11 protein-coding genes are annotated in these 13,273 nt (G+C 66.4%); all 11 read left to right on the forward strand.

Translation table 11 applies throughout. From position 1 onward, the window contains the following. The first annotated feature begins 59 nt into the window (after nt 1-59). The 11 genes from IPM73_00890 (at nt 60) to IPM73_00940 (ending at nt 12,460) form a co-directional block, all read left to right on the forward strand. Complete coding sequence (locus IPM73_00890; GenBank protein MBK8916651.1) at nt 60-536, forward strand: DUF4124 domain-containing protein; 477 nt, start codon at nt 60-62, stop codon at nt 534-536. Between the two features lie 70 nt (nt 537-606). Beyond that, nucleotides 607-1,668: a PAS domain-containing protein gene (locus IPM73_00895; GenBank protein ID MBK8916652.1), complete on the forward strand. Its 1,062-nt coding sequence runs from the start codon at nt 607-609 to the stop codon at nt 1,666-1,668. Between the two features lie 126 nt (nt 1,669-1,794). Next, nucleotides 1,795-3,204 (forward strand): nitrogen regulation protein NR(I), encoded by a 1,410-nt coding sequence (gene ntrC, locus IPM73_00900; GenBank protein MBK8916653.1) that lies wholly within the window; start codon nt 1,795-1,797, stop codon nt 3,202-3,204. Nucleotides 3,205-3,315: 111 nt separating this feature from the next. After that, nucleotides 3,316-4,122 carry a biotin--[acetyl-CoA-carboxylase] ligase gene (locus IPM73_00905; GenBank protein ID MBK8916654.1) on the forward strand — a complete coding sequence of 269 codons (807 nt, stop codon included), beginning with the start codon at nt 3,316-3,318 and terminating at the stop codon, nt 4,120-4,122. After that, nucleotides 4,119-4,832: a type III pantothenate kinase gene (locus tag IPM73_00910; GenBank protein ID MBK8916655.1), complete on the forward strand. Its 714-nt coding sequence runs from the start codon at nt 4,119-4,121 to the stop codon at nt 4,830-4,832. The genes IPM73_00905 and IPM73_00910 overlap by 4 nt, the downstream gene beginning before the upstream one ends. 195 nt (nt 4,833-5,027) lie before the next feature. Continuing rightward, a complete protein-coding gene (locus IPM73_00915; protein MBK8916656.1) occupies nt 5,028-5,429 on the forward strand; it encodes a DUF350 domain-containing protein in 402 nt (133 codons plus the stop codon). Nucleotides 5,430-5,446: 17 nt separating this feature from the next. Beyond that, the gene (locus IPM73_00920) at nt 5,447-6,499 is read left to right on the forward strand and encodes an SPFH domain-containing protein (GenBank protein MBK8916657.1); all 1,053 of its coding nucleotides are present in this window, start codon (nt 5,447-5,449) and stop codon (nt 6,497-6,499) included. 33 nt (nt 6,500-6,532) lie between these two features. Next, a complete protein-coding gene (locus tag IPM73_00925; protein ID MBK8916658.1) occupies nt 6,533-8,452 on the forward strand; it encodes a DUF4178 domain-containing protein in 1,920 nt (639 codons plus the stop codon). Continuing rightward, nucleotides 8,452-8,598 (forward strand): hypothetical protein, encoded by a 147-nt coding sequence (locus tag IPM73_00930; protein MBK8916659.1) that lies wholly within the window; start codon nt 8,452-8,454, stop codon nt 8,596-8,598. The genes IPM73_00925 and IPM73_00930 overlap by 1 nt, the downstream gene beginning before the upstream one ends. Next, nucleotides 8,540-10,099, forward strand: a complete 1,560-nt coding sequence (locus IPM73_00935) for a polyamine aminopropyltransferase (protein ID MBK8916660.1) — start codon at nt 8,540-8,542, stop codon at nt 10,097-10,099. Before IPM73_00930 ends, IPM73_00935 begins: the two co-directional genes overlap by 59 nt. A 6-nt stretch (nt 10,100-10,105) precedes the next feature. Next, a complete protein-coding gene (locus IPM73_00940) occupies nt 10,106-12,460 on the forward strand; it encodes an RHS repeat-associated core domain-containing protein (GenBank protein MBK8916661.1) in 2,355 nt (784 codons plus the stop codon). Nucleotides 12,461-13,273: the final 813 nt, after the last annotated feature.

Genomic DNA, 13,273 nt, shown 5'->3' on the forward strand with positions numbered 1-13,273 from the left:
TCGGCTGGCTTGCCCAGTCAGGCGTTATGTCCGGTACACTGATGCCGCCTCCGGGACCGATGACGATGACACGTACTGCTCCAGCCCTGATCCTGCTTCTGTCGGCCGCCTCTCCGGTACTGGCCAACACGATCTACAAGTGCACCGACGAGCACGGCGGCACCCTCATTTCCAACAGCCGCGTCAACAAGTCCTGCCAGGCCGTGGTCAGCGGGCCGGATTCCAGCATTCCCCCACCCAAGACGCGCTCGCCTGCGGCGGCGACACCTTCCCCCGCCGGCTTTCCCAAGGTGGGCGAGGAAACCCAGAAGTCCCGCGACGGCGACCGCCGCCTCATCCTGGAGCAGGAACTGGCCGCCGAGCAGAAGAACCTGGAAGCCGCCCGCAAGGATCTCGCCGAGCAGGAGGCCCTGCGCACCGGCGACGAAAAGAATTACCAGAAGGTCGTCGACCGCATCCAGCCCTACAAGGATCGGGTCGCCCAGCACGAGCGCAACATCCAGGCGATCAACAAGGAACTCTCCAACCTCCGCTGAGGGGCCTTCCGCCTCCCGCCGCCTCAGGGCTTCGGCGAGACCCCCCGCCCTTCGGGCGTAGAATGCCCCCATGACTTCCGTCAGTTCCCGTTTTGCCGGATTGGACCTGCTGGCCTCGGCGGTCCTCGTCCTTGATGCCGAGCTCCGCGTGCGCCATCTCAACGGAGCCGGTCAAAATCTCCTCGCAGTGAGCGAAAAAAATCTGGTCGGCCATCGCCTGACCGACGTCTGCCCCTGTTCGCCTTCCCTCCAGGCGGCTCTGGTCAACGCCGTGAGCAACAACTGGAGCTACACCGGCCAGAATGTCGAAATCGAACGGGCCGACGGCGATCCGCTCCACCTGAACTGCACCGTCACGCCCTTGCTGGTGGAAGACGCGGGCGGCGCCCGCCTGCTGGTCGAACTCCACCCCATCGAGCAGCAACTGGCAGCGAGCCGGGAGGAGCGGCTCATCGAACAGCAGCAGGCCAACCGCGAACTGATCCGCAATCTGGCGCACGAAATCAAGAACCCCCTGGGAGGCATCCGCGGCGCCGCCCAGTTGCTCGAACACGAACTCAACAATCCCTCGCTCAAGGAATATACCCAGGTCATCATCAAGGAAACCGATCGGTTGCAGGATCTCATGCAGCGGCTCCTGACGCCCCATCGGGCCATGCAACCGACCACGGTCAATATCCACGAAATTCTCGAACGGGTGCGCAGCCTGCTCATGGCGGAATTCCCGGGTTCCCTCGACGTGCGTCGCGACTACGACACCAGCCTGCCGGAACTGGTCGGCGACCGGGAACAACTCATCCAGGCCGTGCTCAACGTGGCCCGTAACGCGGCTCAGGCCATGCAGGGCAGCGGTCAGATCATCCTGCGCACCCGGGCCATTCGCCAGGTCACCCTGGTCAAGAAGCTGTATCGCCTGGCCCTGGCCATCAAGGTGATCGACAACGGCCCGGGGATCCCGGCCGAGATCCAGGAACGCATGTTCTACCCCCTGGTTTCCGGGCGCGAAGGGGGCAGCGGCCTGGGGCTCACCATCGCCCAGAATTTCGTGCAGCATCACCAGGGCACCATCGAATGCAACAGTCGGCCGGGAGACACCTGCTTTACCCTGCGCCTGCCCATCGAGCCCGCGTAGTGCGGCGGACCCACCGCGCTTCCTTCTCCTGCCCCGGGGGAGAGACGGGGAGGGCAGCGTCACCTTCTTCAGTGGACTGCTCCTTGCTTGAAGGGAGGCGTTCTTTCCATGGGTGAAGCCAAAATCATGAAACCGGTGTGGATCGTCGATGACGACCGTTCAATCCGCTGGGTGCTCGAAAAAACCCTGGCCCGCGAAGGCATTCCCTTCAAGAGCTACGCCTCGGCGACCGAAGCCCTTTCCCAGCTCGACCACGGCGCCGAGCCTCCCCAGGTCCTGCTGTCCGACATCCGCATGCCCGGCCAGTCGGGCCTTGATCTCTTGCAGGAGATCAAAGCCCGTTTTCCGGCGGTTCCGGTCATCATCATGACCGCCTATTCCGACCTGGAAAGCGCCGTTGCCGCCTTCCAGGGCGGCGCTTTCGAATACCTGCCCAAGCCCTTCGACGTGGATCAGGCGGTGGAATTGATCCGTCGCGCCGTCGATCAGTCCATGCACCAGGAAGGTGCGTCGGAGGAAGTGAGCCTGGCGCCGGAGATCCTCGGTCAGGCGCCGGCCATGCAGGAAGTCTTCCGGGCCATCGGCCGCCTGGCCCTTTCCCACGCCACGGTACTCATCACCGGCGAATCGGGCTCCGGCAAGGAACTCGTGGCCCGTGCCCTGCACCGGCACAGTCCCCGGGCGGAGAAGTCCTTTGTCGCCATCAACACGGCGGCGATCCCCAAGGATCTGCTCGAATCCGAGCTCTTCGGCCATGAGCGGGGCGCCTTCACCGGCGCCCAGGCCCAGCGCCGCGGACGCTTCGAACAGGCCGACGGCGGCACCCTCTTTCTCGATGAAATCGGCGACATGCCGGCGGAACTCCAGACCCGTCTCCTGCGGGTGCTTTCCGACGGCCATTTCTACCGGGTGGGCGGTCACTCGCCCATCAAAGCCAATGTGCGGGTCATCGCCGCCACCCACCAGAATCTGGAAACCCGGGTGAAGGAGGGGCTGTTCCGGGAAGACCTCTTCCATCGCCTCAACGTCATCCGCATCCGGCTGCCGGCCTTGCGCGAGCGGCACGAGGACATCCCCCTGCTCACCCGGCACTTCCTCCAGAAGAGCGCCAAGGAACTGGGGGTGGAACCCAAGCGCCTGTCGGAAGCGGCGGTGAAGTATCTCTGCGCCCTGGATTTCCAGGGCAACGTGCGGCAACTGGAGAACCTCTGCCATTGGCTGACGGTCATGGCGCCGGGGCAACTGGTCGAAGTCAACGACCTGCCGGCGGAACTGCGCGACGCCCCCGCCGCCGCCGTCGCCACCGACTGGGAGAGTGCCCTGGAAGCCGAAGTCGATCGCCTGCTGGCGCGGGGGGTGGGGGACGTCCATGGTCTTCTGTCGCAGACCTTCGAGCGCATCCTCATCGCCCGCGCCCTGGCCCATACCGCCGGACGGCGCATCGAAGCCGCCAACGCCCTGGGCATCGGCCGCAATACCATTACCCGCAAGATCGCGGAACTCGGCATCGACGCCGGACGGGAGGCGGCGGAGTAGTCCGTTTGCGCGCTCCGCGGGAGCGCAGGCTGCGGGCCGGGAGCGGGCGGGATGACACCCCGGGTCGCCGCCGGGCCGCGGTTTCGAGTCGCGGGGCTCTACAATGCCGCCATGCCGCTCATCGACCCCGCCCGCCTCGCTCCCCTCCTTGGCCCCTGGGCCGGACGGTTCGACGTCGATGCCCTGGCGGAGTGCGACTCGACCAGCAGCGAGGTGCTGCGGCGCGCCGAGGCCGGGGCACCGGCCGGTCTGGTGGTGGTGGCCGACCGCCAGACCGCCGGGAGGGGGCGCCGGGGCCGCGTGTGGCATGCCGAACCCGAGGATGCCTTGACGTTTTCCCTGCTCTGGCGCATCGAGGGGCCCCCTGCGCGGCTGGCGGGCCTCTCGCTCGCCGTGGGGCTGGCCCTGGTCCAGGCGCTGGAACACCTGGGCTTCCGCGCCCTGGGCCTCAAGTGGCCCAATGACGTGCTCGGTCTTTGTTGCGGCGGCTGGGCCAAGCTGGCCGGGGTTCTGGTGGAACTGAGCAGCGGACCGCGGGGGACGCAGGCCGTGATCGGCGTCGGAATCAATTTGCGGGCGCCGCAAGTGGGTCTCGACCAGGCGGCCGCCGGGCTGGCCGACCTGGGCCCGGTGCCCGACCGGCATGAGGTGCTGGCGGCGCTCCTCGCGTCCCTGGGCGAGGTTCTGGCGCAATTCGCCCGGCAGGGCTTCGCGCTCCTGCGGCCGGCCTGGGAAGCGCGCCACGCCTGGGCCGGGCAGAGCGTCCGGGTCATCATCGACGCGGGAAAGGAGCTGACGGGAAGCTGCGTCGGCGTCGACGTGGACGGCAGTCTGCTGCTTTCCGGCCCGGAGGGCCCGCAGCGCGTGGTCGCCGGTGACGTGAGCCTGAGAGCCGTGAGCGGAGGCCCGAGCGCGTGATCTTCTGTATCGACAGCGGCAATACCCGCATCAAGTGGGGCATGCACGATGGCCGCGCCTGGGTGGGGCAGGGCGTCTGCCGCCAGGGGCGGGCGGCAGACCTGTCCGAACTGGTGGTCGCCTGGCCCGAGCCGAGCCGCATCCTGTTGTCCAATGTGGCCGGGCCCAACGCCCAGGCTGCCATCCTGCAAGCCCTGGGGGCCTGGGGGAAGGCGGTTACCGTGATGCGCGCCACGGCCTGCGCCGGGGGCGTCGTCAATGGCTACCGGCAGCCGGAAACCCTGGGGGTCGATCGTTGGTGCGCCCTGGTGGGGGCGCGGCGGCGCCTGGGGCGAGCCGCAGTGGTGGTGGGGGCGGGGACCGCGACCACGGTGGATCTCCTGGACGGCCATGGCCGCTTTCTGGGGGGTTTGATCCTGCCGGGGCTGGAACTGATGCGCGAATCCCTGGCCCGCGGGACGGCGGGGCTGGCCCGGGCTTCCGGCCAGGTGGTCAGGCTGCCGGACAATACGGCGGATGCTATCGCCAGCGGTGCCGTCGAAGCGACGGCGGGGGCGGTGGAACGGGCCAGCCGCCGCCTGGGGGACGCCCCCTGTCTGCTCTTCGGCGGGGCGGCCGCTCCCCTCAAGGCGGCATTGACCCTGGAGGTGATCGAGGAGCCGCTCCTGGTCCTCGAAGGCTTGCACGTCCTCGCCGCCGATAGCGCCTGAATCGGGACAGTTCGATCCTTCGCTTCGACCCCACGCGGTTCCGCGCGGCCGCCCCGATCCGGTGAATGCGTCTCCGGGGCAACACGTGCAACGGGCCTATCGACGGGCTCCCCCCGCGGCGGGCGAGAAATCAAGGTTGAATATCCGGCCCGGCCGGGCGACAATCCGGCCACGACGACCACCCGAGGGGACGCCATGCTAGATCAGGTGCTCAACAACCTGCCCGGCTTTGCCATGTATTTCGCGGCCGCCATTGTCATTCTGGCCGTGTTTCTCGTGCTGTATGCCTTCATGACCCCCTACGACGAGCTGACCCTCATCCGCCAGGGCAACGCCGCGGCCTCGGTGAGTCTGGCCGGCACCCTCCTGGGGATCGCGCTGCCGGTGGCGGTCGCCGTGGCGGTGAGCCACAACCTCTACACCATGGCGGGCTGGGGCACGGTGGCCTGCGTCATCCAGCTTGCCGTCTTCGGCGTCGCCCGCCTCGTCCTGCCCCATCTGGCCGAGGATATCCCGGCGGGCAAGGTTGCCTCCGGCGTCTTCGTCGCTTCTCTGTCTTTGGGTATCGGCGTCATCAACGCCGCCTGCATCGTTTAATCACCTGGGAGATCGCCATGGCCCTGATGGACTTCATCAAGAAACAATTCATCGACATCCTGCAATGGACCGAGGAGGGCGACGGCGTCCTCGCCTGGCGCTATCCCATGCAGGATTTCGAAATCCAGTACGGGGCGAGCCTCACGGTGCGCGAGTCCCAGATGGCGGTATTCGTGAATGAGGGCAAGGTGGCCGACGTCTTCACGCCGGGCATGCACAAGCTCACCACCCAGACCCTGCCGGTCCTGACCTACCTGCAGAACTGGGACAAGCTCTTCGAATCCCCCTTCAAGTCCGACCTGTACTTCTTCTCGACCCGCAGCCAGCTCGACCAGAAGTGGGGCACCCCCAACCCCATCACCATCCGCGACAAGGAATTCGGCATCGTCCGCCTGCGGGCCTTCGGCATCTACTCGTACCACATCGTTGATCCCAAGGTCTTCCACCAGAAGATTTCCGGCACCCGAGACACCTACACCCGGGACGAACTTGCCGGACAGCTGCGCAATACCATGGTCGCCGGCATGACCGACCTCTTTGGCGAATCCGGGTTGGCCTTCATCGACATGGCGGCCAACCAGGACGAATTCGGCAAGGCCATGAAAGCCAAGATGGACCCGGTCTTCGCCGATTTCGGCTTGGCCCTGGATTCCCTGGTGGTGCAGAACGTCTCCCTGCCCGAGGAATTGCAGAAGATCCTCGACCAGCGCATCGGCATGAACATGATCGGCGACATGGGGCGCTACACCCAATATCAGGTTGCCAACAGCATTCCGCTGGCGGCCCAGAACGAAGGCGGCATGGCGGGCCTGGGCGCCGGCCTGGGCGCCGGGGTCGGTTTCGGGCAGGTGATGGGCCAGGCCATGGCCCAGGCCATGCAGCCCGGGGCAGCGCCCGCCGGAGCCGCTCCTGCCGCCACCCCCTCGGCTGCGGCACCCGCCGCCCCCGGGGTGTCGGCCGACGATATCGTGGCGACCCTGGAAAAACTGCACGGCCTGGTCGAGAAGGGCATCCTCTCCAAGGAGGAATTCGAGGCCAAGAAGGCGGAGCTTCTCAAAAAACTCTCCTGACCGGCGGCGGCCCCACGCCGCCGCACTTTTCCCATGGCCCGGACCGCCGCCTGCCCCTCCTGCGGAGCCCCCGTCGTCTTCAAGTCGGCGGCGTCCATCTTCGCCGTCTGCGAGTACTGCCAGAGCACCCTGGTGCGTCACGACCAGGCCCTCGAGGACATCGGCAAGATGGCGGCCCTGGCCGAGGACCGCTCGCCCTTGCAACTGGGCAGCGAGGGCCAATGGCAGGGGCTGCACTTTGCCCTCATCGGCCGCATCCAGCTGCGCTACGGCGAGGGCTTGTGGAACGAGTGGCATCTGCTCTTCGACGACCAGCGTACCGGCTGGCTTTCCGAAGCCAACGGCGAATACGTCGTTTCCTTCCTGCATCAGCTGCGGGAGCCGCTGCCTCCCTTTGAGTCCCTGGCGCCCGGCGGGCGGCTGACCCTGGCCAGCCGGGCCTGGACGGTGACCAATATCGAGGACGCCGAATGCGTCGCCGGCCAAGGGGAACTGCCGTTCAAGGTGGGGCCGGGCTACAAGGCTCCCGTGGTGGATCTGCGCTGCGGCGACAATTTCGCCACCCTGGATTATTCGGAAACGCCGCCCCTGCTCTTCGTCGGGTCGGCGGTGGCCTTCAAATCCCTCAAACTCAGCCACCTGCGCGAAGGCATGCCGGAGGAGGCGCCGACGGTGGCAGCCCAGGTCTTCCGCTGCCCGAGCTGCGGATCGGCCATGCAGGCGCGCTCCAAGGAAATCCTGACCGTCGGGTGCGGCAGTTGCGGCGCCGTGGTCGACACCTCACGCAACGATTACAAGCTTCTGTCCAAGGCCCTCGGCATGCGGGACGAGAAGCACCTGCCCCGCATTCCCCTGGGCAGCACGGGTACCCTGGACGGGCAGCCCGTGGAAGTGATCGGCTTCATGGTGCGGGAATCGGTGTGCGAGGGCGTGGCCTACGCCTGGGGGGAATACCTTCTGGCGGCCGGCAACGGCACCTACCGCTGGCTGACCGAGTACGACGGGCACTGGAACGTGGTCGATGTACTCTCCCAGCATCCCAGCGGCGGCAATGACTTCCAGGATGTGAATTTCGAAGGTGGCCGTTACAAGCACTTCGCCACCAGCAAGGCCGAGGTGATCCAGGTCCAGGGCGAATTCAACTGGCGGGTGAAGCGCGGCGACGTCTCCGCCGTGGCCGATTTCGTCGCCCCGCCCCTCATGCTCTCCCGCGACCGTACGGCCAAGGAAGTGAGCTGGTCCCGTTGCCTCTACGTGCAACCGGAAACGATTGCCGGCGCCTTCGGCCTCAAGGAGGCGCTGCGCAGCCCGGTGGGGGTCTATGCCAATCAGCCCAACCCCTGGGAGGAGACCCACGGCCGGGTGTGCAAGATGTTCTGGTGGGCCTTGCTCGTCGTCGTGCTCCTGCAGGCCTATTTCGCCTTCCTGGGGGGCAGCCCCGTGCTGCTGCGTCAGCAACTGGCTTTCCAGCCCCACGGGGAAGAGGACACGGTCGTCTCCCAGGCCTTCGTGGTCAAGCCGGGGACCAAGAAGCTGGTGGTGGCCCACGAGACCGACCTCTACAACGACTGGATCGGGCTCAACGTCAATCTGGTCAACAAGGCCACCGGCGAGGCCTGGCCGGCGCCGCGGGAGGTTTCCTACTACGCCGGAGTCGACGGCGGCGAGAGCTGGTCCGAGGGCAGCCGCGACAACGAAGTGGTCTTCGTCGGCATTCCGGCGGGAACCTACTATCTGGCCATCGACCCGGATTATTCGGAGACGCCGCGGGACGTGCACAGCCGCCTGGAAGTAAAGGCGGGCTCGTCGGGTTGGTCCAACTTTGTCCTGGTCCTGCTCTTCCTCGCTGTCTTCCCCATTTTCACCCGCCTGCGCCGGGGCGCCTTCGAGGTTCGCCGCTGGGCGGAAAGCGACCACGCCCCCGTGGCTTCCGAAGATTCGGACGACGACTGATGTTCAGGAAATTCACCCTCGTCATGAGCCTCGCCGCCGTATCCTTCTTTGGCTACGCCCAGCACCAGGGCTGGAATCTCTTCGACGATGTGGCCAATTCCGACGGGCGTTCGGGCAGCGGCAGCAGCCGCCTCTACCACAAGTAACTTGCAACACGCGCTTCTCGTCTCGGTCTTCATCGTCGCCTCCTGCGGGCTCGCCTACGAGCTGATCGCCGGGGCGCTGGCCTCCTACCTCCTGGGCGATTCGATCACCCAGTTCTCGACGGTGATCGGCACCTACCTCTTCGCCATGGGCGCCGGCTCCTGGCTTTCCCGCTACATCACCCGCGATCTGGTGCGGCGCTTCATCCAGATCGAAGTCATGGTCGGTCTGCTGGGGGGCTTCTCCGCCGTCGTCCTCTTCATGGCCTTCGTCTGGCAACCGGCCCCCTTCAAACTCCTGCTCTACCTCTCGGTTTTTGGCGTGGGGGTTCTGGTCGGCCTCGAAATCCCCCTGGTGATGCGCATCCTCAAGGGGGAACTGGATTTCAAGGATCTGGTTTCCCAGGTGCTCACCTTCGACTACCTGGGGGCTCTTGCCGTATCGGTCCTCTTTCCCTTGCTGCTCGCCCCGCAACTGGGACTGGTGCGCACCGGCCTGCTGTTCGGCCTGCTCAACATCGCGGTCGCCCTCTGGGCCCTGCTGCTCTTTCGCACCCGCCTGCCCGCCGGCCGTGCCCTGGCCGCCCAGTGCTGGACGGCCTTCGCCGCCGTGGCCGCCGCCTTTGCCGGAGCGGGGCAACTCACCACCCTGGCCGAAGCCCATCTGTACGCCGACGAAATCGTCCATGCCGAATCGACGCCCTACCAGCGCATCGTCGTCACTCGCTGGCGCGACGACCTGCGCCTCTTCCTCAACAACAACCTGCAATTCTCCTCACGGGACGAATACCGCTACCACGAAGCCCTGGTCCACCCCGGCCTCGCCGCCCTCCCCGGCGCCCGGCGGGTGCTCGTCCTGGGGGGCGGGGACGGCCTGGCGGTGCGCGAAATCCTCAAGTACCCCCAGGTCCAGTCGGTCACCCTGGTGGACCTGGACCCGGCCATGACCCGGCTCTTCTCCCAGGCGCCTTCCCTGGTCGCCTTGAACGGCGGCGCCCTGGCATCGCCCCGGGTGCAGGTGGTCAATGCCGACGCCCTGAAGTGGCTGGAAGAGGCCGATGGCCATTGGGACTTCATCGTGGTCGACTTCCCCGACCCCGCCAATTTCGCCCTGGGCAAGCTCTATACCTCGGCCTTCTACCGCCTCCTGGAAAAGCGCCTCTCGGCCCGCGGTCTCCTGGTCGTGCAATCCACCTCACCCCTCTACGCCCGCCAGGCCTTCTGGTGCGTCGCCACGACCCTGGAAAGCGTCGGCCTCACCGTGTATCCCTATCACGCCCTGGTGCCTTCCTTCGGCGAATGGGGCTTCCTCCTCGCCGGTCGCAGCGCCTATGCGCCGCCCGCGGCCTATCCGGTGCCAACGCGCTTCCTTACCGCGGAAACCACGCCTGCCCTGTTCCAATTCCCGGCCGACATGGCGCGGGTGCCGACGCAAGTGAATCAGCTCAACAACCAGGTCCTGGTGCGCTACTTCGAGGCCGAGTGGCAGAAGGTGCAGCGCTGAGAGGCGATGGAGGCCCTGGGCGTCTCCACCTATACCTACACCGCCCAGGGCCTGCCCCTCACCGTCACCTCCCCGGCCGACAACGCCGGCGTGCAGCCCGCCACCACCTTCGGCTACACCGCCTTCACCCCGACAGGCTTCCCCACCCTCTATCTCCAAACCAGCGCCACGGCCAAGGTCGACGCCACCAACACCGTGGTCACCGCCACCACCTACAACGCCGCCAACAAATACGTCCCGGCGACCGTGGTCGTCGATTCCGGCACCGGCAAACTCAACCTCACCACCACCTTCACTTACGACAGCTTCGGCAATCTGACCGTCGTCAACGGCCCCCGCAGCGACGTCACCGACACCGTGACCACCGCCTACGACAATGAACGCCGCCCCATCACGGTGACCAACGCCCTGGCCAAAGCCACCCAGCAAGGCTACGACGCCGACGGGCGGCCCAACCGCACGGCTGCCGCGATCGGCACCCAATGGCTGGTCACCTGCCAAACCTACACCCCCAGCGGCAAGCTCCTCAAATCCTGGGGCCCGGCCCAGACCGCCACGGCCGTCACCTGTCCGACGGCCGCCGCCCCCACCCCGATCACCGACTACACCTACGACGACCTCGACCGCCTCACCCAGGTCACCGAGGCCCTCACCGCAGGCGAAGGCGGCAACCGGGTGACGCAGACCACCTACTATGCCGACGACCGGGTCAGCACCGTCCAGCGGGCCATCGGCACCGCCCTGGCCCAGACCTACGCCAGCTTCACCTACACCCCCAACGGGCTGCCCGCCACCATGGCCGACGCCAAGGGCAACCTCACCACCACCCTCTACGACGGCCACGACCGCAAGACCCAGACCCGCTACCCGGACAAAGTCACCCCCGGCCTCTCCAGCCCCACCGACCTGGAACAATACGCCTACGACGCCAGCGGCAACCTCACCACCCTCACCAAACGCAACGGCCAGGCCCTCACCCTCAGCTACGACGCCCTCAACCGCCTCGTCACCCGCGCCTACCCTAACCCCGCTGACAACATCAGCTTCACCTACGACCTCCTCAACCGCAAAACCGCCGCCACCGCTACAACCCCCGGCGCCAGCCTCAGCTACGCCTGGGACGCCGCCGGGCGGCTCACCAGCACCACGGCAGGCGGCAAGACCGTCGCCTACCAAGTCGACCCCGCCGGCAACCGCACCCGCAGCACCTGGCCGGAAACCACCCCCTTCTTCATCACCGCTACCTACGACGCCCTCAACCGCCCCACGGCGATCAAGGAGCTGGGTACCACCAACCTCGCCACCTACGCCTACGACGACCTCTCGCGGCGCACCACGGTGACCCTGGGCAACGCCACCACCACCACCACCTACGGCTACAGCACCGCCCAAGGGGCGCTCGCGAGCCTCACCCACAACCTCACCGGCACCGCCCAGGACCTCAGCCTCACCTACACCCGCAACCAGGCCCGGGAAATCGTCACCCACAGCTGGAACAACGACCTCTACGCCTGGAACGGCGCCGTCACCGGCAGCAAGGCCTACACCGCCAACGGCCTCAACCAATACACCGCCGTGGGCGCCAGCCCCCTCACCTACGACGGCAACGGCAACCTCGCCGGAGACGGCTACTGGAGCTACGGCTACGACCTCGACAACCGCCTGAAGACCGCCACCGCCCCCGGCTACAGCGCCAGCCTCGCCTACGACGCCGTGGGCCGGCTACGCCAGACCGACCTGGGGGGTACCGTTACCAACCTTCTCTACGACGGCGTGAATCTCATCGCCGAATACGACGGCAGCAACAACGTCTTGCGCCGCTACGTCCACGGCCCCGGCATCGACGAACCCCTGGTGTGGTACGAAGGCGCCGGCACCACCAGCAAGACCTGGCTCTACGCCGACCACCAGGGCAGCATCGTGGGTCAGGCGGATGCCACGGGAACGAGCACGGCGATCTACAGCTACGGCCCCTTCGGGGAACCGAACCAGACGGCGGGGACGCGGTTCCGGTATACGGGGCAGCAGTATCTGAGCCAGCTGGGGCTGTACTACTACAAGGCGCGGTTCTACTCGCCGATGCTGGGGAGGTTCTTGCAGACGGATCCGATTGGGTACGCTGACGACGCCAACCTGTATGCGTATGTGGGGAATAGTCCGGTTACTAACCTTTGCATAAACAATGTCATTCAGCGGCATATTGGCACTCGGGCTGGCGAAAGAAGGATTTCACCAACCCGGGCAACTTCTGGATTCGGCGCAGGGCCCCGAGGGCCAACCGCTTCATCTCGTCTTTGGACTGCACCAGTTGCCGGGCGACCTGGCGTTTCACGTGTGCCCAGACCTGCTCGTCAGGATTGATCTGGGGCGAGTACGGCGGCAGGTAGAACAGCTTGAGCCTGCCGTTCTGGGCCTCGACGAAGGTCTTGATCAGTTTCGCCTTGTGGATCGGATGACCATCTACGATCAGGAACACCGGCTTTTCAGCCCCGATCAGCAGGCGCTTGAGGAATTCCCGGAAGACTTCGGCATTGACCGTGCCGTCGTGCAGCATGAAGCGGAATTCGCCTTGCGGACTGACGGCCGAGATCATGTTCAGGGAGAAGCGGCGCCCGGTCACTTCCACCACCGGGGTCTCGCCTACCGGCGCCCAGGTCGTCCCCGTGTGGTAGTCGGAACGGATGCCCGATTCATCGGCAAAGTAGATCGTCGCTCCGGCGGCCTTGGCTTCGGCACGGATCGCCGGGTAGATTTCCGCTTCCCAGGCCCGCACCAGGGTCGCATCCTGCTGCCATGCTTGGTAGAGCGGCTTCTGGGCCGAGAAGCCCAACAGCTTCATGATGCGGCTGACCGAGGCCAGCGAGAGCTTCTTGCCGAATTCGCGTTCGATCAGCGCGGCGATCAGCGACAGCGTCCACAGACCAAAGGCAAACTTGAATTGCAGCGGGGTATGGTCTTTCACCGCCTGGGCCAGCCAGCGCATTTCATCCGCGCTTACCTTCGGCGGGCGCCCCGGAATCGGCTTGGACAACAGCGCGTTCTGCCCACCGTTGGCAAAATCGGCCAGCCAGCGAAAGACACTGCGCACATTGACGCCGTAGGCGGCGGCAACGCTGTTCACGTCCTGCCCCTCACGGATGGCCTTGATCGCCTGTTGCCGCATCACCGGCAGGG

The sequence above is a fragment of the Betaproteobacteria bacterium genome (genome assembly GCA_016720065.1).
In the GTDB taxonomy this organism is placed as follows: domain Bacteria; phylum Pseudomonadota; class Gammaproteobacteria; order Burkholderiales; family Rhodocyclaceae; genus SSSZ01.